General features: G+C 72.2%; 22 protein-coding genes. 7 read left to right on the top strand and 15 right to left on the bottom strand.

The window, feature by feature from the left end; all coding sequences use genetic code 11:
• Positions 1-83: 83 nt before the first annotated feature.
• The 3 genes from B9S58_RS09240 to B9S58_RS09230 form a co-directional block, all read right to left on the bottom strand.
• Entirely contained in the window at positions 84-1412 is a 1329-nt protein-coding gene (locus tag B9S58_RS09240; RefSeq protein WP_103531105.1) for an IS110 family transposase, read from the bottom strand.
• Between the two features lie 364 nt (positions 1413-1776).
• Positions 1777-2469, bottom strand: coding sequence for an HAD family phosphatase (locus tag B9S58_RS09235; protein WP_103531631.1), 693 nt, complete (start codon positions 2467-2469; stop codon positions 1777-1779).
• Between the two features lie 37 nt (positions 2470-2506).
• Positions 2507-3016 (bottom strand): Lrp/AsnC family transcriptional regulator, encoded by a 510-nt coding sequence (locus B9S58_RS09230; RefSeq protein ID WP_103531630.1) that lies wholly within the window; start codon positions 3014-3016, stop codon positions 2507-2509.
• Positions 3017-3224: 208 nt separating this feature from the next.
• Here B9S58_RS09230 and B9S58_RS09225 point away from each other — a divergent pair, with 208 nt between their 5' ends.
• The gene (locus tag B9S58_RS09225) at positions 3225-4736 is read left to right on the top strand and encodes an FUSC family protein (protein ID WP_103531629.1); all 1512 of its coding nucleotides are present in this window, start codon (positions 3225-3227) and stop codon (positions 4734-4736) included.
• A gap of 135 nt (positions 4737-4871) precedes the next feature.
• Positions 4872-5933, top strand: coding sequence for a lactonase family protein (locus tag B9S58_RS09220; protein ID WP_103531633.1), 1062 nt, complete (start codon positions 4872-4874; stop codon positions 5931-5933).
• A 138-nt stretch (positions 5934-6071) separates the two neighbouring features.
• On the opposite strand, the gene B9S58_RS09215 is transcribed toward B9S58_RS09220, so the two are convergent.
• The 4 genes from B9S58_RS09215 to B9S58_RS09200 form a co-directional block, all read right to left on the bottom strand.
• A complete protein-coding gene (locus B9S58_RS09215) occupies positions 6072-7013 on the bottom strand; it encodes a sirohydrochlorin chelatase (protein WP_103531628.1) in 942 nt (313 codons plus the stop codon).
• 167 nt (positions 7014-7180) lie between these two features.
• Entirely contained in the window at positions 7181-8299 is a 1119-nt protein-coding gene (locus B9S58_RS09210) for an N-acetylglucosamine kinase (RefSeq protein ID WP_103531627.1), read from the bottom strand.
• Entirely contained in the window at positions 8296-8973 is a 678-nt protein-coding gene (locus B9S58_RS09205; protein WP_103531626.1) for a uracil-DNA glycosylase, read from the bottom strand. Before B9S58_RS09205 ends, B9S58_RS09210 begins: the two co-directional genes overlap by 4 nt.
• A gap of 44 nt (positions 8974-9017) precedes the next feature.
• Complete coding sequence (locus tag B9S58_RS09200) at positions 9018-10103, bottom strand: glycosyl hydrolase (protein ID WP_103531625.1); 1086 nt, start codon at positions 10101-10103, stop codon at positions 9018-9020.
• 256 nt (positions 10104-10359) lie between these two features.
• Here B9S58_RS09200 and B9S58_RS09195 point away from each other — a divergent pair, with 256 nt between their 5' ends.
• Positions 10360-10794, top strand: coding sequence for a hypothetical protein (locus B9S58_RS09195; RefSeq protein WP_103531632.1), 435 nt, complete (start codon positions 10360-10362; stop codon positions 10792-10794).
• A 77-nt stretch (positions 10795-10871) separates the two neighbouring features.
• Complete coding sequence (locus B9S58_RS09190; RefSeq protein ID WP_103531624.1) at positions 10872-11612, top strand: class I SAM-dependent methyltransferase; 741 nt, start codon at positions 10872-10874, stop codon at positions 11610-11612.
• 21 nt (positions 11613-11633) lie between these two features.
• Here the strand turns inward: B9S58_RS09190 and B9S58_RS09185 are convergent, their stop codons facing one another.
• Both B9S58_RS09185 and B9S58_RS09180 read right to left on the bottom strand, forming a co-directional pair.
• Positions 11634-13055, bottom strand: a complete 1422-nt coding sequence (locus tag B9S58_RS09185; RefSeq protein WP_103531623.1) for an FAD-dependent oxidoreductase — start codon at positions 13053-13055, stop codon at positions 11634-11636.
• 104 nt (positions 13056-13159) lie between these two features.
• Positions 13160-13846: a DUF305 domain-containing protein gene (locus B9S58_RS09180; RefSeq protein WP_103531622.1), complete on the bottom strand. Its 687-nt coding sequence runs from the start codon at positions 13844-13846 to the stop codon at positions 13160-13162.
• A 160-nt stretch (positions 13847-14006) separates the two neighbouring features.
• Here B9S58_RS09180 and B9S58_RS09175 point away from each other — a divergent pair, with 160 nt between their 5' ends.
• Positions 14007-15500, top strand: a complete 1494-nt coding sequence (locus B9S58_RS09175; protein ID WP_103531621.1) for an LVIVD repeat-containing protein — start codon at positions 14007-14009, stop codon at positions 15498-15500.
• Between the two features lie 305 nt (positions 15501-15805).
• Here the strand turns inward: B9S58_RS09175 and B9S58_RS37885 are convergent, their stop codons facing one another.
• The 5 genes from B9S58_RS37885 to B9S58_RS09150 all read right to left on the bottom strand — a co-directional run bounded on the left by B9S58_RS37885 (position 15806) and on the right by B9S58_RS09150 (position 19230).
• The gene (locus tag B9S58_RS37885; protein ID WP_181009243.1) at positions 15806-15982 is read right to left on the bottom strand and encodes a hypothetical protein; all 177 of its coding nucleotides are present in this window, start codon (positions 15980-15982) and stop codon (positions 15806-15808) included.
• A 96-nt stretch (positions 15983-16078) separates the two neighbouring features.
• Positions 16079-16774, bottom strand: a complete 696-nt coding sequence (locus tag B9S58_RS09165; RefSeq protein ID WP_103531619.1) for an HAD family hydrolase — start codon at positions 16772-16774, stop codon at positions 16079-16081.
• Between the two features lie 56 nt (positions 16775-16830).
• Positions 16831-17514 carry a phosphatase PAP2 family protein gene (locus B9S58_RS09160; protein ID WP_103531618.1) on the bottom strand — a complete coding sequence of 228 codons (684 nt, stop codon included), beginning with the start codon at positions 17512-17514 and terminating at the stop codon, positions 16831-16833.
• Between the two features lie 73 nt (positions 17515-17587).
• On the bottom strand, positions 17588-18523 hold the full coding sequence (locus B9S58_RS09155; protein WP_103531617.1) for a M56 family metallopeptidase: 936 nt from the start codon (positions 18521-18523) through the stop codon (positions 17588-17590).
• A gap of 98 nt (positions 18524-18621) precedes the next feature.
• The gene (locus B9S58_RS09150) at positions 18622-19230 is read right to left on the bottom strand and encodes a DUF5134 domain-containing protein (RefSeq protein WP_103531616.1); all 609 of its coding nucleotides are present in this window, start codon (positions 19228-19230) and stop codon (positions 18622-18624) included.
• Between the two features lie 246 nt (positions 19231-19476).
• Here B9S58_RS09150 and B9S58_RS09145 point away from each other — a divergent pair, with 246 nt between their 5' ends.
• Positions 19477-20052, top strand: coding sequence for a GNAT family N-acetyltransferase (locus B9S58_RS09145; RefSeq protein WP_103531615.1), 576 nt, complete (start codon positions 19477-19479; stop codon positions 20050-20052).
• A 12-nt stretch (positions 20053-20064) separates the two neighbouring features.
• Here B9S58_RS09145 and B9S58_RS09140 read toward each other — a convergent pair whose 3' ends face one another.
• Entirely contained in the window at positions 20065-20715 is a 651-nt protein-coding gene (locus tag B9S58_RS09140) for a glycerophosphodiester phosphodiesterase family protein (protein ID WP_103531614.1), read from the bottom strand.
• Between the two features lie 332 nt (positions 20716-21047).
• On the opposite strand from B9S58_RS09140, the gene B9S58_RS09135 reads away from it, so the two are divergent.
• Positions 21048-22445, top strand: coding sequence for a DUF6421 family protein (locus B9S58_RS09135; RefSeq protein WP_103531613.1), 1398 nt, complete (start codon positions 21048-21050; stop codon positions 22443-22445).
• The last annotated feature ends 104 nt before the right edge of the window (positions 22446-22549 follow it).

The following is a 22549-nucleotide window of genomic DNA, read 5'->3' as shown; positions in this document are numbered from 1 at the left end:
GATGCTGAACGGAAAATCGACCTTCGGGAGGGCAGGCGGCAGCATCCGGGCCGCCTGCGGACCGGATGACGGTGACCGGACGGTCAGGCTGCTGTCGGAGTGAGGGCGACTTGGTGGCCGAGGGCTTGGAGCTGGCGGACGAGGTCGCGGGTCTTGCGGGCGGAGTCGAGATGGCGCCGGTGCCAGTCGGCACCAAGCTCCTGACAGGAGGCGTCCGGGTCGTTGATCAGGTGCCAGGCGATGATGAGTATCGAGCGGGCGACGGCGACGAGGGCTTTGGCGTGTCCGCGGCGTTTGACGATCCTGCGGTAGCGGGCGCCGAGGAAGGTGTCGGTGCGGGCGGCGGCGTTGGCGGCCTCGCCGAGCGCGCCCTTGAGCCAGGGATTACCCTGTCCGGCCGGGCCTGTGGTGTGTTTCGCGCCGGATTGGATGGTTCTGGGGCACAGCTTCGCCCATGAGGCCAGGTGCTCGGGGGTGGGGAAGCGGCTCATGTCCGCGCCGATCTCGGCGACAATGGTCTGCGCGGTGGTCGGCCCGATACCGGGAACGGCATCGAGACGTTCGACCAGGACTCGCGCACTCACCGGGGCGGCAGGCTCGTCATCGGCGCCCGTGCCGTCGTGCGGTGTGGTGATCTCCTCCAGCGTCCGGGCTATGAGCCGGTCGAGTTCGTGGACCTGTGTGGTCAGATGATCGACCGTGGCCAGCAGCACCCCGAGCAGCCGAGCGTGGTGGTCCTCGAACTGGCCGGTCAGGGCTTCCACCAGCAGCGCCTTCTTCTTGACCAGGCTGCCCTGGGCAAGCTCGGCGAGGGCACGCGGGTTGCGTTCACCGGCGACCATGGCGTCCATCATGGCCCGCCCCGACAGGCCGAACAGATCCGAGACGGCCCCGGACAGCTTGATCTGCGCGTCCTGCAGGGCCTTGTCCACTCGGTGCTTGTGCCGGGTGCGTTCCTGGACGAACACGGTGCGGGTGCGGGTGAAGTCCCGCAGCTGCCGGACGGGTTCGGGCGGGACGAACGAGGCCCGGACCATGCCGCGTTCAGCGAGCTTCGCCAGCCAGACCGCGTCCAGCCTGTCGGTCTTGGGCCGGCCGGGGACGTTCTTCACGTCACGGGCGTTGACCAGCCAGCACTGAAGGCCGCGGGCTTCCAGCAGGTAGAAGAAGGAGCGCCAGTAGTTGCCTGTCGCCTCCATCACCACGCGCTCGACGCCCTGGCAGACGAGCCGGTCTCCGAGTTCCAGGATCGCATTGGTGGTCGAGGCGACGTTCCAGACCTGCTGGACGCGCCGGCCCTCGATGGTGTCGTGCGGGACGCGCAGGCAGACCATCCCCGATGCTTTGGCGATGTCGATCGCCGCGACCCTGCCCACCGTTCCGTCGTCGTGATCCTCTCTCAACTCCTCCATCACACACTCCCTGTCGTACTCGCGCGGGCGGGGGCTGCCCGGAGAGCCTGAGGGGAACGGAGAAGCTGATCGGCGTGCTCAAGGCGACAGTGTGCGGCCCCTCGGACGACTCCCTCACCAGACTCCTATGCGGGCTCACAGCCCAAACATCGATCGGCGTCGGCGGACAGCCCCCGTACCGATTTTCACGCCCGCGAGGCGTCATCCGCAGGTGAACGGCTGACTCCTATGAAGTCACAAGCGCCCGTCCGGCCGCGTGCGTGGTGACGCCGGGCGGGCCGACAAATCCCAGACAGGACAGTCGAGACGTCAGTCAGTCGGAGGGTCAGACCCACCGGCGGCGTCACCACGAACATCATCACTGTCAGTCGAGCAGCAGGCGGTAGGCGGCCTCGGCCGTGAACGCGGACTGTCCGCCCTCGAACAGCAGGTCGGCGGCTGTGAACGCCGGGTCGGACGCGGTCTCCGGCACATAGGGGACGGCGATGCACCGCATGCCCGCCGCCCGCGCGGCCGCAGCTCCGGCCGGGGCATCCTCCAGCACCACACAGTCCGCCGGCTCCGCCCCCAGCCGCCGGGCCGTCTCCAGGAACACGTCCGGCTCCGGCTTGCCGCGCGGGACCTCCTCGGCGGAGACGTACAGCGGTATGTACGCGTCGAGCCCGGTGACCGCGAGCACCGCCTCGATCGCGGCCCGGGACGAACCGGAGGCCACCGCCATCGGCGCCCCGGTCGCGTGCAGGCGCTCCACGAGCACCCGCATCTGCGGGAAGACCTCCGTCGACGCCGCGGCGAGCTCCAGGTACAGGGCGTTCTTCCCGGCGAGCAGTTCATCGATGGGGGCGTCGATCCCGTACTCCGCGCGCAGGACGGTCAGCGTCTCCAGGGTGCTGATGCCGATGAACCGGGTATGGACCTCCCAGTCGAAGTCCCGCGCCCCGTACCGGGCGAGCAGCCGGCGCCCCGCCTCGTAGTAGTTCGGCTCGCTGTCCACCAGCGTTCCGTCGAGATCGAAGATCACGTGAGGGCCGGGCGGGGTTACGGGGCGGGATGTCATGGCCCCAGCATGCCGCAGTCTGGACCGACGGGACCGGTCACCCCCGGCCCGCCCCGGAACCCGGCCGGTCCCGGTCGCCCGCCGCGCGCCCCACGGATTCCACCAGTGGCAGCACCCGGTGCGCCACCCGCTCGCGCAGCGCCACCTCCGTCCGCGTCCTGACGACCCCCGGCAGCTGGATCAGCCGCTGGATCACATCCTCCAGGTGCCCGTTGTCCCGGGCGACCACCCGGGTCAGCAGATCGCCTCCGCCCGTCGTCGAGAACGCCTCGATGATCTCGGGCACGGCCGCCAGGGCGTCGCCCACCTCGACCAGATGCCCCTGGGTGACCTCCAGGTGGACGAAGGCGAGCACGGGATGGCCGAGCGCGGCGGGGGAGAGGGCCGGTCCGGTGCCGGTGATAACGCCGTCGCGCTCCAGCCGGTCGAGCCGGGCCTGCAGAGTGCCGCGGGCCACGCCGAGGATGCGCGCGTACTCCCGGACGCTGGTGCGCGGCTGCTCGATCAGCAGGCGCAGGATGCGGGTGTCGAGAGCATCCACCGCCATGATCCGCGGATCTCCTTCCGAGCCGTTGGTCCGTTGGCATGCTGACGGCCGACCGTTCGGCCATTCTGCTGGTCCGTTGGCACAGAGTATCCCTCCTGGTTTGATCCACGGGCCCGATAGGTGCTGCAATGGTGATGTCGATGGCGCTGCGGAATTCCGCGGCGCCTTTTTCATGCGAGTCCCGCGGTGACGCGGAAGGGGTGGAAGTGTGCTGAAGAGGGTGTTCGTGGCGCCGGACCCGGGACGGGCACGGCTGCGCTTCGCCGTCCGGGCCGTTCTCGGCATCGGTCTCGCGGTCGCGCTGTGCGGCCTCGCCGGGCTCTCGCTCGTGGCGGCCATCACGGGCGGCCTCGCGGCACTGCTCGCCCTCTTCACCGTGACCGACCCGACGGTGCGCGGGCAGGCGGTCACCACCGTGCTGCTCCCCGTCGTCGGTCTGCCCGTCCTCGCCGTCGCCGCGGTGCTGCACGATCAGCCGGTCGCCCGCGACCTGATCTTCCTCGCCGTGATGGGGGCGGGCGTGTACGCCCGGCGCTGGGGGCCGCGCGGGCACGCGCTGGGCGTCTTCGCGTTCATGACGTTCTTCGCCGCACAGTTCCTGCACACCGTGCCCGGGCAGCTGCCCGAGCTGTACGTCGCCGTGGTGCTGTCCCTGTGCGCCTCGTCCGTCGTGCGCTTCGGCCTGTGGTGCTACGAGCGGCGGCTGCCGGTCGTGGCCGCGCCCGCTCCCCCGGAGGGGCGGGGCCCGCTGCGCATCACCACCCGGCAGGCCGTCCAGGCCACCTTGGGCGGGGCCTTCGCGCTCGGTCTGGGGCAGGTCCTGTCCGACCAGCGGTGGTACTGGGCCGTGGGCGCCACCTGGTGGGTCTTCGTCAACACCACCTCGCGCGGCGAGACTCTTGTACGGGGTTTCCGGCGGGTCCTGGGCACCGTGATCGGCATCGTCGCGGGCTTCGCCGTGGCCATCCCGCTCGACGGCGCGGGCGCCCCGACCGCCGCCATCGTCGCGGTCAGCGTCTTCGGCATCTTCTACACGGCGGCGGTCTCGTACAGCTGGATGATGTTCTTCGTGACGGTGATGGTCGGCATGCTCTACGGCGTGCTGGGCGTCCTGGACGCCGCCCTGCTCTGGCTGCGCGTCGCGGAGACCGCCGTCGGCGCGCTCGGCGCGGTGCTCGCCGTGCTGCTGGTCCTCCCCGTCACCACCCACGCCATCACCGACGCGTGGATCCAGAAGGCGCTGCGCTGCGTGCACGCCTGTACGGCCGAGGCCGCCGACCGCCTCGCCGGCTCGACGCTCGCCGACCCGGGCCCCCGCGTCGCCGAACTGGAGGTGCTGCTCGGCCGGGTCCGGCTCTCCCTCGCACCGCTGGTGCACCCCCTGAGCCCGCTGCCGGCCCGCAAGGCACGCGCCCGGCAGGTGCTCGCGCTGCTGGACGACTGCGTACGGGAGGTCCGGGGGCTGGCTTCCATCGCCGCCGACCCGGACGCCTCGCACGACGCACGGCTGTCGGCCGCGTGCTCCCGCGTCGAGACGGCCGTAGAGGCGCTCACCGCGCCCGACGGCGCCCGGGGATTTCACCTGCTCGAGCTGCCCGGGGCCGCCGCCGACCCCGCCCTGGCCCACCTCCACGGCCTGGAACGCGCGCTCGCCGCACTGGCGGCACCACTCCAGGGCCGGAGTGGCCGGACACCTGCCGTGGCCCCCGAACCGGCCTGATCGCCCCTCGGGCCGCCGGCAGGCCCGCGGTACCGCGCCCGCCGATCCCATCCGGCCGCATTGGTCTGGACCGCGGCGGGGTGCCTGCTACCGTCGGCCGTGAAGATCGCGGCGACGGTGAAGAGGGGTAGCGCGATGATCGGCAACAGCGCCGGGCGGGCATTCATGGGGTCGTTCACCTCGGCGGGCGGGCGCGGCATCACCGCCGCCGCCGTGGACCGGGACACCGGTGCGCTGACCGTGCTCGGCTCCACGGACGCCGTGCCCGATCCCTCGTTCCTCGTCGTGGGCCCCCGACCGGGCGGCACGGCCCTGTACGCGGTCGGCGAGAGCGCCCCGGGCGTCGCCGCCGCCTTCGCTCTCGACGGCGACGTACCGGCCCTTCTGGGCGCCGTCCGGGCCGTCGCCGGCGATGCGCCCACGCACCTCGCGCTCGCCGCGAACCACCTGGTCACGGCAAACTACACCTCCGGCAGCGTCACCGCTCTGCCGGTCCTCGCCGACGGATCGCTGGGGGCAGCGGCCGCGGTGCTCCGGCACGAGGGCAGCGGCCCGGACACCGGCCGCCAGGAAGCCCCGCACGCCCACCAGGTGCTCGCCGATCCCTCCGGGAACTGGGTGGTCAGCGTGGACCTGGGCACCGACTCCGTACGCGTCTGCGCCCTGGACCCGGCCACCGGCACCCTGCGCCTGCACGGCGAGACGGCCCTGCGGCCGGGCATCGGACCACGCCATCTGGCCTTCCACCCCTCGGGCTCCCTCGCCTACGTCCTGGGCGAGCTGGAGCCGACCCTCACCGTGTGCCGCTGGGACGCGGCGGCGGGCCGCCTCGACGTGCTCGGGGAGACGCCGGTGCTGCCCGAGCACGAGGCGGCCGGGGGCGCTGCGCGCACCTACCCGTCCGAGGTGGTCGTCGCGCACGACGGACGCTTCCTGTGGACCGCCAACCGGGGCCACGACAGCATCTCCGTGCTCACCCTCGACGAGAGCGGCGAGGAGGCGGCCCTGGTGGCCACCGTCGGCTGTGGCGGCCGCTGGCCGCGCGACCTCACGCTCGACCCGGGCGGCCAGTGGCTGTACGCGGCCAATGAGCACTCCGGGAACGTCAGCTGGTTCGCCGTGGACGCCGAGACGGGCGTCCCGCGGCACGCGGGCTCCGTCGAGGTCCCCGCGGCCTCCTGTGTCGTTCTCGCCTGACAGCGGCAGCCCCGGACGGCACAGCAGCCCCGGACGGCGCGGACAGCACGACGGGCCCGGACCGGGGATCTCCTCCGGTCCGGGCCCGTCCTGACTGTCCGGCTTCCCGAGCCGCCGCCCGACGGCGACGGCGTCCGGTCAGTGTGCCTGTGCGCCCTGTGCGCCCTGCGCGCCCTGCGGCGTCGCCGGCGTGATGCCCAGCGTCGTGGCGTACAGGGACAGCACGAGCTTGCCGATCGCCGGGTAGGCGCCCAGCGGCTCGGCCGTCGCGCAGCCCGCCTCCTTCGCGGCGGCGTCCAGCAGGCCGGGGTCGACCTCCGGGCCCACCAGGTACGGCGCCAGCGCCAGCTGCGCGGAACCGGAGCCCTGCAGCTGCTCCGCGATCGAGGCGACCGAGCCCTCCACGTCCAGCGCGGCGGCCATCACCGGCACGGCGAGCCGGGCGGCCAGCAGCATGCCGGTGATCCCGGCGGCCTGCACGGCCTCCTCGCCGCCCACGGTGGCCAGCACGATGCCGTCGGCAGCGGTGGCGACGGTGAACAGCCTGGCGCGGTCGGCGCGCGCGAGACCGGCCTCCGACAGCCGTACGTGCAGGGCCTCGGCGAGCAGCGGGTGCGGGCCGAGCACATCGGTCAGCTCGGCCTGCGTACCGCTGTCCATCACGGCCTGCCGTATCCGCCGGATCAACGCGCTGTCGGGACCCGCGAGCAGCGGGACCACGACGGCGGGCGGACCCGTGGGCTCGGCGACCTCACGCTCGGCGGCGACGGCCTGCTCGAAGCGCGCGACGCGCTCGGCGGCGGAATGGGCGAGAACGGTGGCAAGGGTCGGGTACTCGGCGTCGTCGCCGTCGAGGTAGCCGATCCGGGCGTTGAGGCCGGGCAGCTCGGAACGGGCGATGCTGATCACCTCTTCGGCCAGGCTGCGCGTGGCCGAAGAGGGGGTACCGGGAACGGCGAGAACGAGCGCGGCAGCGCCCTCGGGTGCGACCACGGGCTCCGGGCGGCGGTGCCGTCCGGACTGGCGAGGTCGCGGCATTCGTACAGGCAGGCCGGAAGCGGGCCCAGTGGGGGTGCTCATGGCGCCGCATGCTACTGGTTTTGCCTGTCCCTCTGTTCGGGGAGGGTCCGGTCGAGCGTTGACTATCCGCTTATGTCCGATGAGTGATGTACCACCGGAGTGTCCCTGTCTGTCGGCTCGTTGTTCCGCCCGGTCTCCGTCCGCTTCCCCCTCCGGCCCGCTGCACGTCACCCCGCCCGGGGTTCGTCGCGTACCGCTGTTCCGACCGGCTGCCCGGTCCCGTGCTCCCGGGGCACGAACAGCATCGTCGGATGGCGCGGCAAGCGCAGATCCCCGGCCGCCAGGGCATGCGCGATCCGGAGTGCGCCGGTCAGTGGATCGCCCGTCGCCGACGTCACGCGAGCCCCTGGCAAGAGATGTGCCAGCTCCTCGCGCAGGGGCGCGATCAGCGGCTCGCCCATCCGGAACAGGCCGCCCGTCAGGGCCACTTCGCCGACCGCGCGGATCTCGCTGTCCTCCCCGGCGGTCGTCGGGCACCCAGTCGTCGGGCACACGGCCGCCGCCGCCTCGGCGATATGGCCGGCGGCCGCCCGCAGGATGCCGGCGGCGACCGGATCCGCTCCGGCGCACGCCGCCACCTCCGGGGCGAACGAGCCCAGCACGGCCGGCCGGTCGGAGCGTGGATAGAGCAGCCCCGGCAGCGACTCGACCGGTCCGAACACGGCCCGCAGCCGGTCCAGCAGCGCGGGGGAACCGCCACGCCGCCCGTCATGGGCGCGCATCGCCGCGTCCAGCCCGGCCCGGCCGATCCACGCACCGCCGCCACTGTCACCCAGAAGATGACCCCAGCCGTCGGCCCTGTGCCAATCCGTCAGGTCCGTACCGAGGGCGATCATGCCCGTGCCGCCCGCGACGACAGCCCCGGGGCGCTGTCCCACCGCGCCCGCGTAGGCCGTCACCGCGTCGGCGGCGAGCGCCAGCCGGCGTACCCCCAGCGCGTCCGCGAGTGCGCCGGGCAGCTCCGCCCGCAACCGCTCGCCCAGGGTGGCCATGCCTGCCGCCCCGATCGCCAGCGCCGCGACCTCACCAGCCGGGGCGTCGTCGGGCGCGGAGGCGGCTGCCCGCTCCAGCAACTCCCGGGCGGCGGGCAGCAGCTGATCCAGCAGATGACCGGCGTCGATGCCGCCGGGGCCCGTCCGCACCGGCTCGGCGCAGACCGTCGTCGCGAGGGGCCCGGGCAGCCCCACCCGGCCGAGCGCCACCCGCAGTCCGGAGCCCCCGGAGTCCACCCCGAGGATTTGCGCGCCGGTTCCGGCCAGGGCGGGCGACGCAGGGGGGTGGGTCACGGAAGCCGCCAGTCCACCGGCTGGGCCCCTTGGCGCTCCAGTAGTTCGTTGACGCGGCTGAACGGCCGTGAGCCGAAGAAGCCCTGGTCCGCGGACATGGGAGAGGGGTGCGATGACTCGATCGCGGGGAAGTTCCCCAGCAGCGGACGCAGATTGCGGGCGTCGCGCCCCCACAGCACCGACACCAGCGGAGTGCCCCGGGCCGCCAGCGCCTTGATGGCCTGCTCGGTCACCTCTTCCCAGCCCTTGCCCCGATGGGCGGCGGGCCGCCGGGGCGCGGTGGTCAGCGCCCTGTTGAGCAGCAGCACCCCCTGGCGCGTCCACGGTGTGAGATCGCCGTTGGACGGTCTGGGCAGCCCCAGATCCGTGTGCAGCTCCCGGAAGATGTTCTCCAGGCTGCCCGGCAGCGGCCGGACGTCGGGGGCCACCGCGAAGCTCAGCCCGATCGCGTGTCCCGGGGTGGGGTACGGATCCTGGCCGACGACCAGCACTCTCACCTCCTCGAATGGTTGTTGGAACGCCCGCAGTACATGAGCCCCGGAGGGCAGGTACGTGCGTCCCGCGGCGATCTCCGCGCGGAGGAAGTCGCCCATAGCGGCGATGCGTTCGGCGACGGGTTCGAGGGCGTCGGCCCACCCCGGCTCGATGATCTCTTTCAACGGTCGTGCTGCCACGGCCCGCACTCTACTGCTGATACGACCACTCCGATCAACTGCCGTCAGCCGAGCGCCACCGCCCGCACGCACAGGACGTCCGGCAGATGCGAGGCGAGCTGCTGCCAGCTGTCCCCGTCGTCCGCGCTGGCGTACAACTCGCCGTTGCGGTTGCCGAAGTAGACCCCGGCGGGATCGGCGTCGTCGGTGCACAGTGCGTCCCGCAGCACCGTGCCGTAGTGAGCCCCGTCCGGCAGGCCCTCCGTGAGCGGCTCCCAGGTCCGTCCCGCGTCGGTCGTACGGAACACCCGGCAGCGGTGTTCCGCCGGTACCCGGTCGGCGTCGGCGTTGATCGGGAAGATGTACGCCGTGTCGCCGCGGTGCGGGTGCGCGGCGGCGGCGAACCCGAAGTCGGAGGGCAGGCCCGAACCGATGTCGATCCAGTGGTCGCCGGAGTCGTCGCTGCGGAACACGCCCCAGTGGTTCTGCAGATAGAGCCGGTCCGGGTCGGCCGCGTCCCGGGTGACCTTGTGGACGCACTGGCCGAACTCCGGGTCGGGGTCCGGGAGGAAGACCGCGGAGACTCCCTTGTTCGACGGGGCCCAGCTCGCACCGCCGTCCTTGGTCCGGAACACGCCCGCCGTCGACACGGCGACGGTCACGGCCTTCGCGTCCCGGGGGTCGGTCAGAACGGTGTGCAGCCCCTCGCCGCCGCCGCCCGGCACCCACCGCGGGCGGGTCGGGTGCTCCCAGAGCGGCCGGACCAGCTCGAACGACTCGCCCCGGTCCTCGGAACGGAACAGTGCGGCCGGCTCCGTGCCCGCGTAGACCACGTCCGGCGCTTCGGGGCCTGCCGGGTGCAACTGCCAGACGCGCTCCAGCGAGGCTCCGGTGAACTTCGGGAACTTCACCGCGGGCTGTCGCGGCTCGACCCAGGTCTCGCCCAGATCGTCGGAGTGGAAGACGGACGGCCCCCAGTGCGCGCTGTCCCCGCCGACCAGGATTCTCGGAGTGTCCCCCCGGGTGTCCACGGCGACCGAGTAGATCGCCTGCGCGTTGAAGTGCGGGCCCGTGATCTCCCAGGCCCCGCCGCGTCTGCGGCCGATGAAGAGACCCTTGCGGGTGCCTGCGGTGAGCAGTACGTCGGTCATGTTTCTGGACCTCCCGAAACGTCGTTGTGCCGGAACAGTGCCAGTCTGCACCCGACCACTGACAGTGGCTCGCGCACACGCCCACCGCCCCGGTGGCGTCGGCGTGCCCCCGCGTGGGCGGCCGTCCGGCGTGCCGTGCACGCCCCCGCCCCGCTCGTGCGCCCCGCCGCCGGGTGCTGACATCCTGGCGGAGGCCGTGCGACGGCCGGACGACGGCTTGGACACGGCCGAAGACAAGGACCCCGAGGAGAAGACGATGAGCAGCGGGATCACGGACGCCGACGGCCACCCGATGCCGGTCGCGGTCACCGCGGGCGAGGCCGTGCCGCTCACGGTCACCGCGGGGGAGGCGGTCCCGGCACCTCGCGTCGGCATCCGGTTCTCGCCCCCGGCCGGGGAGTTCGTCTGGTCCTGCACCCCCGCGGCGGCCCGCGAGCTGGCCGCCCTGCTCCTCCGGGCGGCCGAGGAGACCGAGAACGCGCCCGGGGAGAGCCCTGTCACGGTCACGGCGGGCGAACTGCGCCGCGGCGACGTGCGCGACGGCGACCGGGCCATGACCGTGGAGAGCGCCCGGACCGACGGCTCCACGGTCCAGGTCACCTGGAAGTCCGGGGCCGGCCGCAGCTGGACCCAGGCGTACGCCGCCGAAACGGCCATCACCCTCAAGCGGCGGCTTCCCGGAGGCCGTTGACGCCCCGACGCCCAGGTGCCCGCACTGCTGCCACGACCGGCCGCGGAGGGTGCGCCGTGTCGGTAGAGTGGTCCGTGATGTTCACCTTTCAGGGCCCCGAACAGGGCCCCACCGTGCGCGAACTGGCCGTCCAGGCGCTCTCCTCGACCGAGCGTGGATACGACCTCCTCGCCCCGAAGTTCGACCGGACGCCCTACCGCACCCCCGACCATGTGCTCGAAGCCGTCACCCGTGCGGTGCGCGAGCTCGGCCCCTTCGACACCGGACTCGACGTCTGCTGCGGCACCGGCGCGGGAGTGGGCGTACTCCGGCAGCTGTGCCGGGAACGGGCGGTCGGGGTCGACTTCAGCGCGGGCATGCTCGCCGAGGCCAGGGCCGCTTTCCCGCCCGGGAGCGAGAGGCCGGCAGTGGACTGGGTACGGGCCGACGCCCGCTCGCTGCCCTTCGAGCCCGCCTTCGATCTCGCTCTGAGCTTCGGCGCGTTCGGCCACTTCCTGCCCGCCGAACGCTTCGGCCTCTTCGTCGAGGTGTACGGATCCCTCCGGCCGGGCGGACAGTTCGTCTTCCCGCTCGGCGCACCACCCCCGGTCGGGTCGCGCGCCTACTGGTCGCTGTTCGGCTTCGACGCTGCGATGCGGGTGCGCAACGCCCTCTGGCGGCCGCGGTTCATCATGTACTACCGCACGTTCCGGCTCGGCGATGTGCTGGAGGACCTGACACAGGCCGGATTCGTCGTGCGGCTGCTGCCGCTGACCGAACTGGGCCTGCGTCCCGACGGCAGCCCCCGGGCCCGGCTGGTGGTCGCGACCCGGGAATGAGGAGAGAGCGCGGGGCGCCGCTCAGCGGTCCGTGTCCCGGGCCGCCGCCAGCAGACCCGGCCAGTCGGGGATCTTCACCGGGCCGCGCCCCAGCGAGCGGCCCAGCTCCGCCTCCGCGCGCTCGATCGACAGCCAGCCGGCCCACTCCACCGGCCGTAGCCCCCACGCCCGCAGCACGGCCAGCGGATCGTCCGCCGCCGTACGCCGTGTCAGCGCGGCCGCGTCCTCCAGGAGCGAGGTCACCGTCTCCTTGGCGCAGGAGCGGTTCGAACCGATCACCCCGGTCGGCCCCCGCTTGATCCACCCCGCCACGTACTCACCCGGCGACGGCACTCCGTCCCGCAGCACCCGGCCCACCGCGTGCGGCACCGTGCCGCGCGCCGGGTCGAAGGGCAGCCCCGGCAGTTCCACCCCGCGATAGCCGACGGCCCGCAGGACCAGTTGGGCCTCGACATCCTCGTACGCGCCGGTGTCCCGGACCCCGCCCGCGCCGTCCGGAGCCGTCCGGGCGAACCGCACCCCGGCGACGCGTCCGGCGTGCTCCAGCAGCTCCACCGGCCGCAGGAAGAACCGCAGCCGGATCCGGCGCGCGGCCTGTGACCCGCCCGGCGCCCCGGACGGCACATCCCCTGCCGCGCCCGCCACGGCCTCGGCCCTGCCCGCCGACCAGCCGCGCAGGACCGCCAGATTCCGCCGCACAACGGCGGGCAGCGGAGGCGCCCCCGGCAGGCCGTCCGGAGCCGCGTACGCCGGGTCGAGCGCGAGCTCCGCCGGGTCGACGACGACCCGCGCCCCGGGCAGTGCCCCCAGCTCCCGCAGCTCCTTGGTGGTGAACCGGGCCTGGGAGGGGCCCCGTCGGCCCACGATGTGCACATCGCGCACCCGACTGGCCTCCAGCGCGCTCAGCGCGGCGCGGGGCACGTCGGTGGTCCGCAGTTCGTCGGCGCCGCGCGCCAGGATCCGGGTCACGTCGACCGCCACGTTCCCCACTCCGATCACGACGGCCGAGCGGGCGTCCAGGGCGAACGGGTCGGCGCCGATGTCCGGGTGGGCGCTGTACCAGGAGACGAAGCGGGTGGCGGAGTAGCTGCCCGGCAGGCTCTCGCCCGGCACCGCCAGCGGGCGGTCCGCCGAGGCCCCGACGCAGTAGACGACCGCGTGGTACAGCTCCGCGAGCCTGGCGGGGGAGACCCCTTGCACCCCACCGACGCCGACGTTGCCCACGAAGGTGACCCGCTCGTCCTCCAGCACCGCCCGCAGACCGTTCTGCAGCGACTTGATCTTCTCGTGGTCGGGGGCCACCCCGTACCGCACGAGTCCGTACGGGGTGGGCAGCCGGTCCAGGACGTGCACACGCACATCGGCCACGAGCGACTGCTGGAGCAGGGCCTGGGTGGTGTAGACCCCGCTGGGACCGGAACCGACGACGGCGACTGAGAGCACAACGCACCTCTTCCCGGAGGTTGCTTCCAGGATCGCACCGCCGGGCCGATCTGCACCATCGACCGCACGGGGTGAGTGGCCGGGTCGCCGGATGGCCGAACCGCTCAGTCCATCAGCCCGCGCATCCGGTTGATCTCCACGGACTGCTGGGCGACGACGTCGCTCGCCATCTCCTCGACGATGATGTCGTTGCCCTCGCTGAGCGCCTCCGTGGCCATGGTGAGCGCCCCCTGGTGGTGGGTGATCATCAGCTCCAGGAAGAGCTTGTCGAAGGCCTTGCCCTCGGTGGCGCGCAGCTTCTTCAGCTGGGCGTCGGTCGCCATGCCGGGCATCCCGGCGTGGTCGTGGTGCTGCTTGCGCTTATCTCCGCCGTTCCTTTCCAGCCATCCTTCCATCGCGCCGATCTCCGGCTTCTGGCCGGCCGATATGCGTTCGGCGAGCCGCTTGACGGTGGTGGAGGAGGCCCGCTCCGGAACGAGTTCGGTCATCACGAGCGCCTGCCTGTGGTGTTCGATCATCATCTGCGTATAGCGGAAGTCCGCGGAGTTGGCGGTGTCCTGACCGGCCTCCTCGGCGGCCTCCTCGGCGGAGAGCGTCCGGGCGGGCTCGCCCGGTCTGCCGGGCGCGACCACGCCCGGACCTGCGTCCTTGGCCCTGTCGGACGTTCCGTCACCGCTGTCCGCGTCACAGGCTCCCAGGACGAGCGCGGCGGCAACCGCCGCCGCCGCGAGAGCGGTTGAGCGCAGAGCTGCGGACCGGCGATGGATCAACACGGCGACCTCCTGTGCCACATGGTTTGTTGTGGACCGTCCTGACACGCTTCCACGGGCCGAAGATCGGAAACTCTCCCCACGGCTGTGTTGCCGTCTGTTGTTGTGTACATGAGAGGGACGATACTGCCGGGGGTTCATGAACCGTTCGCGACCCCGAACGGATACAAGGGAGGACGCAGTGACCTCGTTGCACACCACCCGCGTGCGGCGCAGACGTCTGGGCGCGGTGGCAGCCGCAGCCGGACTCCTCGCCACGCTGCTGACGGCCACCACGGCGGCCGCGACCCCCGACCCGGGCGACGCCCCGGCCGACCGCGGTTCCGTCACCAGGAGCGAGCAGGCCGAGGCCAGGGCCGCGATAGCCGGCGGTGACATACCCGGCGTGGACGAGATCGTCCACAGCTCGAACATCAAGCACCTGACGAACGTGCCGAAGGGCGCCCTCAAGGGCGCCAACACGGACCTCGTGTTCCAGGGCAAGTACGCCTACGTCGGCAACTACGACGGCTTCGTCATCTACGACATCAGCAAGCCGAAGAAGCCCAGGACGGTCGCCCAGGTCCTCTGCCCCGGCGCGCAGAACGACATCTCGGTCTCCGGGAACCTGCTGTTCCTGTCGACGGACTCCTCGCGCAGCGACGACTCCTGCTCCAGTGCCAGTCAGCCCGCCACGGAGAAGTCCTCCTGGGAGGGCATGAAGATCTTCGACATCAGCAACAAGCGGCGGCCCGAGTACATCGCCGCCGTGGAGACCGCCTGCGGTTCCCACACGCACACGCTGGTGCCGGGCGGCAAGAAGAACGTGTACGTGTACGTCTCCTCGTACTCGCCCAACGAGGCGTTCCCGGACTGCCAACCGCCGCACGACGGGATCTCCATCATCAAGGTGCCGCTCAAGGCGCCCCAGAGGGCCCGGATCGTCAACTTCCCGGTGCTCTTCCCGGACGGCGGCAACCCGGGTGCGCCCGAGAACCCGGGCGTCTCCAGGACGACCGGCTGCCACGACATCACGGTGCTGCCGTCCAAGGACCTCGCAGCCGGAGCCTGCATGGGTGACGGTCTGCTGTTCTCCATCAAGGACCCGGAGCGCCCGAAGATCATCGACCGGGTCCAGGACAACGAGAACTTCGCGTTCTGGCACTCGGCGACCTTCAACCAGAGGGCGAACAAGGTCGTGTTCACCGACGAGCTCGGTGGCGGCGGCGCGGCCACCTGCAACGAGGAGATCGGTCCCGAGCGGGGTGCCAACGGCATCTACGACATCGTCGGCAAGGGCGACAAGCGCAAGCTGGTCTTCCGCAGCTACTTCAAGATCGACCGTCACCAGGCCGACGCCGAGGTCTGCGTCGCCCACAACGGCTCGATCATCCCGGTGAAGGGCCGCGACCTGATGGTCCAGGCCTGGTACCAGGGCGGTATCTCCGTATGGGACTTCACCGACTCGTCCAAGCCCGAGGAGATCGCCTTCTTCGAGCGCGGTCCGGTCACGCTCGACCGGGTCACCACGGCCGGCCCCTGGTCGGCGTACTACTACAACGGCCACATCTACTCCAGCGACATCGCCAAGGGCTTCGACGTGCTGAAGCTGAACGACCGGCGCACCAACCCGGCCAAGCGGGTCAAGCTGGACGAGCTCAACGTGCAGACGCAGCCGGACTACTTCGAGCGCTGATCCGGCAGCGGTTCCCGTAGCCGACTCGCCACGCATTCCGGGGGCGGTGTCTCCCGGGCGGTCATCCGCCCGTGCGGCACCGGCCCCGGTGCGTGTGGAGCCGGAAATTCATTGACCGATGAGCCGGGTGGGGACATGCTGGATCCCTGCGACGGCGGACTCCGCAACTCCGGTCCCCGGCGCGGTCCGCGGCCGTGTCCCACGGGGCATGCCGAGGGTGCGCCCGGATCCGGCGACGCGGGGGATCGCCGGATCGGGCGCGATCTCCCCACCCGCCTCCGGCCGAGGGGCCGGGGGCAGGACGGTCAGGCGGCGGCGCGGACGCTCCCGCCGGTGGCGGCGGCCCATTCCACCAGCAGCCGCTGGTACTCCGCCTCGTCCTGTGGCGTCAGAGACCCTTCCGATCGCTGCCACAGGTCGCGGATCTCCGCGTTGACCTCGGCTGCGGAACGCGCGGACAGGGACGACGACATCGGGGACATGCCCACCAGGCTACGGCCACAAGCGCCTACCACTACCCCCTCCGCGGCGGGATATGCCTCACACCCCGGTCCGCTTTCCCTGTTTCGCTGTGGGCCTCAGCGCGGTACCAGCTCCAGCGACCGCAGGCCGTCGGGCCGTTCCGACACCGGCAGATGGTCCACGAACCGGACCTCGCAGCCCAGGGCCGCCGCGCCCCCGTCCGCGTTCCGGTCGTCACCGACCATGACCACGTCGGCCGGATCCCGGCCGATCAGCGAGCAGCCGATACGGAAAAGTCCCGCAGCCGGCTTCTGGAGCCCGTGCTCGAAGGACAGGGCGTAGGCGTCGACCAGGGCGTCGAGCCCGTGGGCACGGAAGACCGGGCGCAGGTCCCAGCCGATGTTGCTGACCACACCGACCGCGATCCCCGCGCTCCGCAGCCCTGCCAGCACCTCGGCGGCGTCCGGGTAGGGCTGCCAGGCCTCCGGCCGCATATGGCGGTCGTACAGCGCGTCGTACAGCCCCGGACCGGGCAGGGCGACGCCCCGGGCCAGACCGGTGTACGCCTCACGGTGCAGAGCGGCGCTCAGATCCCGGCGTGCCATCGCGTCGGCCAGCAGCTCCGGGACCCGGACCGGAGACGGGCCGCCCGGGAGGGCGCCGGCCGCCGTGAGCCCGCTCACGTACCGCTCGAAATCCTCCGGCGACACGTCGACGCCCTCCTCGCGCAGGACAGTGGCGAGCCAGTGCCGGACCGGCTCGATACGGAACAGGGTTCCGGAGAAGTCGAACAGCACGCCTTTGATCACCATGGGGGGCGATCCTTCCCTGTCCGCCCCCGAGCGGACAAGAGCGCCCTTCCCTGGTCTCAGGCCCGCGGGGGCCGGTTCTCCTCCGCCGGAGCCCGGGGCGCCGCGTACCGCGCGTAGCCGGCGGTGGTCAGCGTCACGAGGGCCACCCCCAGCAGCGCACCGCCCACGACATCGGTCAGCCAGTGCACCCCCAGGTACACCCGGGTAGCCGCAACACCGACCGCCGAGGCCACCGCCACGCCCAGCGCCGCGCCCCGGGCGCCGGGACCCGAACCGTACAGCCGCAGCACCCAGACGAGCAGCCCGCAGCTCACGACGGCCGTCATGGCGTGCCCGGAGGGGAAGGCGGCGTAGTGGGCCGAGTCCACCGGATCGGGCCACTGCGGTCGCTCCCGGTCCACCGCGGCCTTCAGCCCCTGCTGGAGGAGGGAGGCGAGCAGGCTCGTCGCGGCCACCCAGAGGGCGAGCGTGCGCGCGCCCCGCCACCACAGGGCGACCACGGCCACCGCGATCAGGGCGCGCATGGTCCAGGGATCCCACACCCAGTCCGTCAGCACCCGGCTCACACGGACCAGCCCGGGGTCGGCCACCGCGTGCCGGTGCAGTGCTTCGGCGACCGCCCGGTCCAGGGACATCAGCGGTGACCAGCGCGCCGCCACCAGCGCGAGCAGCACCACGGACGCCGCGGCGACGGCTCCGGTCCACAGGGCGGCCGCGGTGCGGGGGAGGGGGGAGGGCATGGGGGTGATCCTCGCGGAGGACAACGCCCGAAGGCCAACCCCGCGCCCCGAGTCGGTTTCCCGCGCCCCCGGGCTATCCCAGTGCGCGGAGCCCCGGGACGAAGGTCACGACCACCGGGATGACCGGCACCAGGGCGGCGGCGGCCGTCAGCCGGATCCTGCGACCCGCCGTCAGCCGGTCGACCGGGGCCAGCAACCGGTTGACCCGGAGGGGCACTTGGGCGTGCGGGGTGGGGCAGGGGCCGAACACTCCGCGGTCCTCGTTGAGTCCGACCAGGGCGAGCGCGGTCGTCAGCCGGCCGAAGCGGCGTGATGCCACGTCGTCGGCGGCCAGTTCGACCAGCCGGTGCATCTCGTCGCGGAACGCGGCGAACACCGGGATCTGCGGGAAACCGACCGCCAGCGCCGACGAGCAGTGCAGCAGCCAGTCGTGCCGGGCCTGGGCGTGTCCCTGTTCATGGGCAAGCACCGAATCGAGCTGGCGGCCCTTCAGGCGGCCCAGCGCGGCGGTGGTGATGACGAGTTGCGGAGCCGTGCCGGGCAGCCACCAGGCGTCGGGGCGCTCGCCCTCCAGCACCACGAGACGGTCGGCGCCGGGCTCCTCGCCGGGCATCAGCGGGGCACGCACCAGCAGTTCCGCCCGGCGCTGCTTGCGGCGACGCCGCGCCCGCCGGACCTCCCGCAGGAGCATCGCCCCGGTCCACAGCCCGCCCAGCGCCAGCAGCACCGCGATGACCGCCGACCACGGCCCGTACGCCGCCAGGGCGTACGCCTCGACCACGGCGTGCGGGGCGGGGGCGAAGACATGGCCGCGTACCGCCTGCCAGGCGGCGGCCGCGCTCAACGTCATGGACAGGGCGAACGACAGGAGCACCCCGGCCACCACGCACTGCCAGACCCACAGGGCCACGACCGGCTCGCGCTCCGGCCACCGGGCGCGCGCCATCAGGCGCGGGGTCACCAGGGCGGTCAGTGCACCGAGCAGCAGCAGCGCGAGGGAGACCAGCATGGCTTCAGCTTATGAGGGGCGGGGGCGGCCGGGGTACGGCCACGACCGGCAAGTGACGCAGACCACGGTTTGCCGGGGGTTCTGTCCCGCTTCCTGTCTCACAGGGTGAGCAGCATGGCGAACATGCCGATGCCCATCGTGAGTCGGCAGGCCGTCGTGAGCTCGGCCCGGCCGTCCGTCCCGCCACCGAAACCTCCTGGGCCCGGGCCTGCGACGCCCGTGCTGCCGGCCGGAGCCATGGCGGTCCCGGGCAGCAGGCGGCCGGCCGAGCCCAGCACGTAGAACGCGTAGTAGACGAGCAGGGCCCCGGTCAGCAGGGGTATGCCTCCGGCTCCCCCGCCCGCCCCGTGCCCGGCATGCCCGCCCCCGCCGCTCCCGGTGACCGCCGGGGCCATCGCGAGGGCCATGTAGACCATGGCCAGCGAGCCGACCAGGTGGTGCCGGTGGTGGCCGCCGTGCAGGGCGGGCCGCAGTGCCCGCAGAGCCGCCGCGCCGAACAGCAGCGCGTACGCCGCCCAGGCCCAGTCCGGGGGCGACAGCACCGCCGCCGGAACGGCCATCGCCGCCATACCGAAGCCCATGAGCGCCTCCGAGCGTGCGGTGCGGCGCTCCTGCCGCGTCCCCGCGCGGCCACGCAGCAGGCAGTAGGCGCCGCTCACCGCGCACAACGCCATCAGCAACCAGCCGGGCAGGGCCCCTCCGTGCACGTCGCACCTCCCCTGATCTGACGCACGCACTACTACGGGTCGACCCATCGATGCCCGGGCTGCCGCCGCCGAACCCGGCGCACGGGGGTGTGAAGGGGGTGTGCCCGGGGCTCGCCGGGGGCGCTCCGGGTCGCGCTACTCTCGACCGCACGTGCGACGGCGGAGACCGCGGCCGTACGCGCGGCAGCGGAGAATCGCGTACGGCAGCAGAGTGCGTACGGCAGCAGAGAAACGGAGCGCCCCACCATGGACACCGCCACGCCCCCCGACTCGGCCCGGCTGACCTTCCGTGACGCGACCGAGGAGGACGTCCCGGCGCTGGTGGCCCTGATCGAATCCGCCTATCGCGGTGACTCCAGCCGCACCGGCTGGACCACCGAGGCCGACATCCTCCAGGGGCAGCGGACCGACGAACAAGGGGTGCGCGAGGTTCTCGACGCTCCGGCGGGCAGGCTCCTCGCGGTCGAGCGCGACGGCGAACTCGTCGCCTGCTGTCAGCTCGAACACCGGGGCGACGCCGCCTACTTCGGGATGTTCGCGGTCCGGCCCGGACTCCAGGGCGGTGGACTCGGCAAGCTGATCATCGCCGAGGCGGAGCGCACCGCCGGCCGGACGTGGGGCGTCGGCGAGATGCACATGACGGTGATCTCGGTGCGCGAGGACCTGATCGCCTGGTACGAGCGACGCGGCTACCGTCGTACCGGACAGCTCACTCCGTTCCCGTACGGCGACGAGCGCTTCGGCGTTCCGCAGCGCGACGACCTGGCCTTCGAACTGCTCGTCAAGAACATCGAGGAGAGCGACGCGGGGGAAGGCGCCTGAGGGCGCTCGCCCTCAGGCGGTGAAGCGCCCGGCGCGGCGGATCTCGGGGAAGTCGGTCGTCGCGCCGTCCAGGCCCAGCGCCCGCGCGAGGCGCAGCTGGTCCTGGGTGTTCACCACCCAGCCGATCACCTTCACGTCCTTGGAGTGGGCCCGCTCCACGACCTCCAGGGTGAGGCGGCGGATGTTCAGCGCGAGCGTCGCCGCGCCCGCCGCCTTCGCCCGGTCCACCACGTCCGCGCCCCACCGGCTGGCGATCAGGACGGTGCGTACGCCCGGCACCAGCCGGGCGATCTCGGTGACGGCCTCGTCGTGGAACGAGGAAACCTCCACCCGGCCGACGAGTTCGCGCTCCCGGATCACGTCTGCCAGCGCGCGGGCCGCCGCCACGTCCTTGATCTCCGCCTGGAGCGGGGAGGAGACGGCCTCCAGAACCTCTTCGAAGACGGGGATCCGATCGCCCTGGCCGGCGTCGAGCTCGCGCAGCTCCGCCAGGGTCCTGGCCGCGATCGGTCCGGTCCCGTCCGTGGTGCGGTCCACGTCCACATCGTGCATCACGACAAGCGCGCCGTCCTTGCTGAGATGGAGATCCAGCTCGATGGCGTCCATCCCGGACGCCTCGGCGCGGACGAAGGAGCGCAGGGTGTTCTCGGGCTCGACGCCCATCACTCCGCGATGACCCAGGGTGAGAAATGACAAGGCGACCTCGTTTCCGTCGGCGGCGGTCCGTCGACTGCTCCTGCCCGCGCGGAGGTACGGCGATGGCGATACGGCACTGGGGAGGGTAGCGGCCGTGGCCCGCGATGTCCCCCGACGTGCGGGCCCGGCCGACCGTGCTCCGGGGCGGCTGGGTGAACTGTGCGCCTACCCGGGATGTCGCAGGAAAAACAGCGGTGACCATGGGGGTATACAGGATAATTTTCAGGCCCCCACTTGTCGGGAGGAACCCTGCGCGGTTACGGTGAATCCACGCGAGGTTCTCCCGTGGAGGAAGTGTTATGACGGAAATTCTTGTGCACGACGCCACCGACGGCGCGATAGCTACGGCCCGGCGGGTGGTCGAGCACCCGGCCTGGCCTGTGCTCAAGGATGCCGTCGAGGAGATCCGTCCCTGGCAGTCCAAAGACGGATCCATCGACTTCGAGGTCGAGGGTGCCCCCTCCCCGGCCACCGTCGAGCAGGTCCTCGACCGGGTGATCGCAGCGGTCGAGGAGCTCTCCCCGCTCCTCCCGCACGATGTCGCCTACCACCGCGCGCTCGTCACCGACCTGCGCCGCTGGGCCACCGACGGCTTCCGCGTCCCCGACTTCCTGGACTCGCTGCTCGCCTTCCAGCCCGCGAAGGACCGGGCGGACGGTCTCCAGCACCTCGTCGTCTTCGCGATGTACACGCAGAACGGCAACCCCGACCGCAACCTCGAAGCGGTCGTCCTCAAGATGGTCTGGCCCGAGTGGCTCGCCGACCTGGAGGCGAACCGCTACGACAACCCGCTCTTCTGCGGCATCACCTTCGAGGACTTCACCGCCGGGTACGACACCAACTCCGCGGTGCTCTTCCCGGAGACCATCGCCGTGCGCGAGGCCCCCGAGCGCTTCAGCTGGGGCGGCATCTTCTGCGACCGCGAGGCCGCCCGCTTCCGCCGCGTCGCCGAGGCCTCCGTCGACCTGCTCGGCCTGGAGCTGCCCGACGACATCCGCGAGATGATCGGCGACCAGCAGCGCTGCGAGCAGGCGTTCGTCCTGTGGGACATGGTCCACGACCGCACCCACAGCCACGGTGACCTGCCGTTCGACCCGTTCATGATCAAGCAGCGCCAGCCGTTCTGGATGTACGGCCTGGAGGAGCTGCGCTGCGACCTCACCGCCTTCAAGGAGGCCGTGAAACTGGAGTCCGAGGGCAACGCCCACGGCCGCGACGTGCAGTACGCGGTGCTCTTCGACCGGATGTTCCGCTTCCCCGTCTCCGGCGAGCGCGTCCGCAACTACGACGGCCTCGGCGGCCAGCTGCTCTTCGCGTACCTCCACAAGCACGACGTCGTCCGCTGGACCGACAACACCCTGAAGATCGACTGGGACCGTGCCCCGCAGGTCACCAACCAGCTCTGCGCCGAGATCGAGAAGCTCTACCGCGACGGCATCGACCGCCCCAAGCTGGTCCACTGGTTCGCCGCGTACGACCTGGTCTCCACCTATCTCGCCCCGCACCCGGGATCCCGCTGGGCCAAGGGCCCCGACGCCCTGGACCTCACACTTCCTCCCCGCAAGCTCGTCGACGACGTGCTTCCGGACGAGTTTCCCCTGAGCATGTTCTATGAGGCGCTCGCCAAGAAGCTGAAGCACGTGATTGCCTCCACCAAGGGAATCACCGCGGCCAACGACGAGCGGGCAGCCGCGTGAACCATTTTCCTGAGGAGGCGGTGGCCATGAACGCAAACGGCACGGGTGAGGGGACCGGTGTGCTCGAAGGAGCCGTGGTCGCGGTCGCCGGAGCGGCCGGCCCC

Origin of the sequence: Streptomyces sp. SM11, from assembly GCF_002910905.1 — a bacterium.
Taxonomy (GTDB): Bacteria; Actinomycetota; Actinomycetes; order Streptomycetales; family Streptomycetaceae; genus Streptomyces.
This window is presented reverse-complemented; position numbering and strand designations above follow the sequence as displayed.

Coding starts and splice junctions, on each gene's coding strand:
- B9S58_RS09240 (WP_103531105.1), bottom strand. CDS start 1,412: ATGGAGGAGTTGAGAGAGGATCACGACGACGGAACGGTGGGCAGGGTC.
- B9S58_RS09235 (WP_103531631.1), bottom strand. CDS start 2,469: ATGACATCCCGCCCCGTAACCCCGCCCGGCCCTCACGTGATCTTCGAT.
- B9S58_RS09230 (WP_103531630.1), bottom strand. CDS start 3,016: ATGGCGGTGGATGCTCTCGACACCCGCATCCTGCGCCTGCTGATCGAG.
- B9S58_RS09220 (WP_103531633.1), top strand. CDS start 4,872: ATGATCGGCAACAGCGCCGGGCGGGCATTCATGGGGTCGTTCACCTCG.
- B9S58_RS09215 (WP_103531628.1), bottom strand. CDS start 7,013: ATGAGCACCCCCACTGGGCCCGCTTCCGGCCTGCCTGTACGAATGCCG.
- B9S58_RS09200 (WP_103531625.1), bottom strand. CDS start 10,103: ATGACCGACGTACTGCTCACCGCAGGCACCCGCAAGGGTCTCTTCATC.
- B9S58_RS09195 (WP_103531632.1), top strand. CDS start 10,360: ATGAGCAGCGGGATCACGGACGCCGACGGCCACCCGATGCCGGTCGCG.
- B9S58_RS09190 (WP_103531624.1), top strand. CDS start 10,872: ATGTTCACCTTTCAGGGCCCCGAACAGGGCCCCACCGTGCGCGAACTG.
- B9S58_RS37885 (WP_181009243.1), bottom strand. CDS start 15,982: ATGTCCCCGATGTCGTCGTCCCTGTCCGCGCGTTCCGCAGCCGAGGTC.
- B9S58_RS09165 (WP_103531619.1), bottom strand. CDS start 16,774: ATGGTGATCAAAGGCGTGCTGTTCGACTTCTCCGGAACCCTGTTCCGT.
- B9S58_RS09160 (WP_103531618.1), bottom strand. CDS start 17,514: ATGCCCTCCCCCCTCCCCCGCACCGCGGCCGCCCTGTGGACCGGAGCC.
- B9S58_RS09155 (WP_103531617.1), bottom strand. CDS start 18,523: ATGCTGGTCTCCCTCGCGCTGCTGCTGCTCGGTGCACTGACCGCCCTG.
- B9S58_RS09145 (WP_103531615.1), top strand. CDS start 19,477: ATGGACACCGCCACGCCCCCCGACTCGGCCCGGCTGACCTTCCGTGAC.
- B9S58_RS09140 (WP_103531614.1), bottom strand. CDS start 20,715: ATGGGCGTCGAGCCCGAGAACACCCTGCGCTCCTTCGTCCGCGCCGAG.
- B9S58_RS09135 (WP_103531613.1), top strand. CDS start 21,048: ATGACGGAAATTCTTGTGCACGACGCCACCGACGGCGCGATAGCTACG.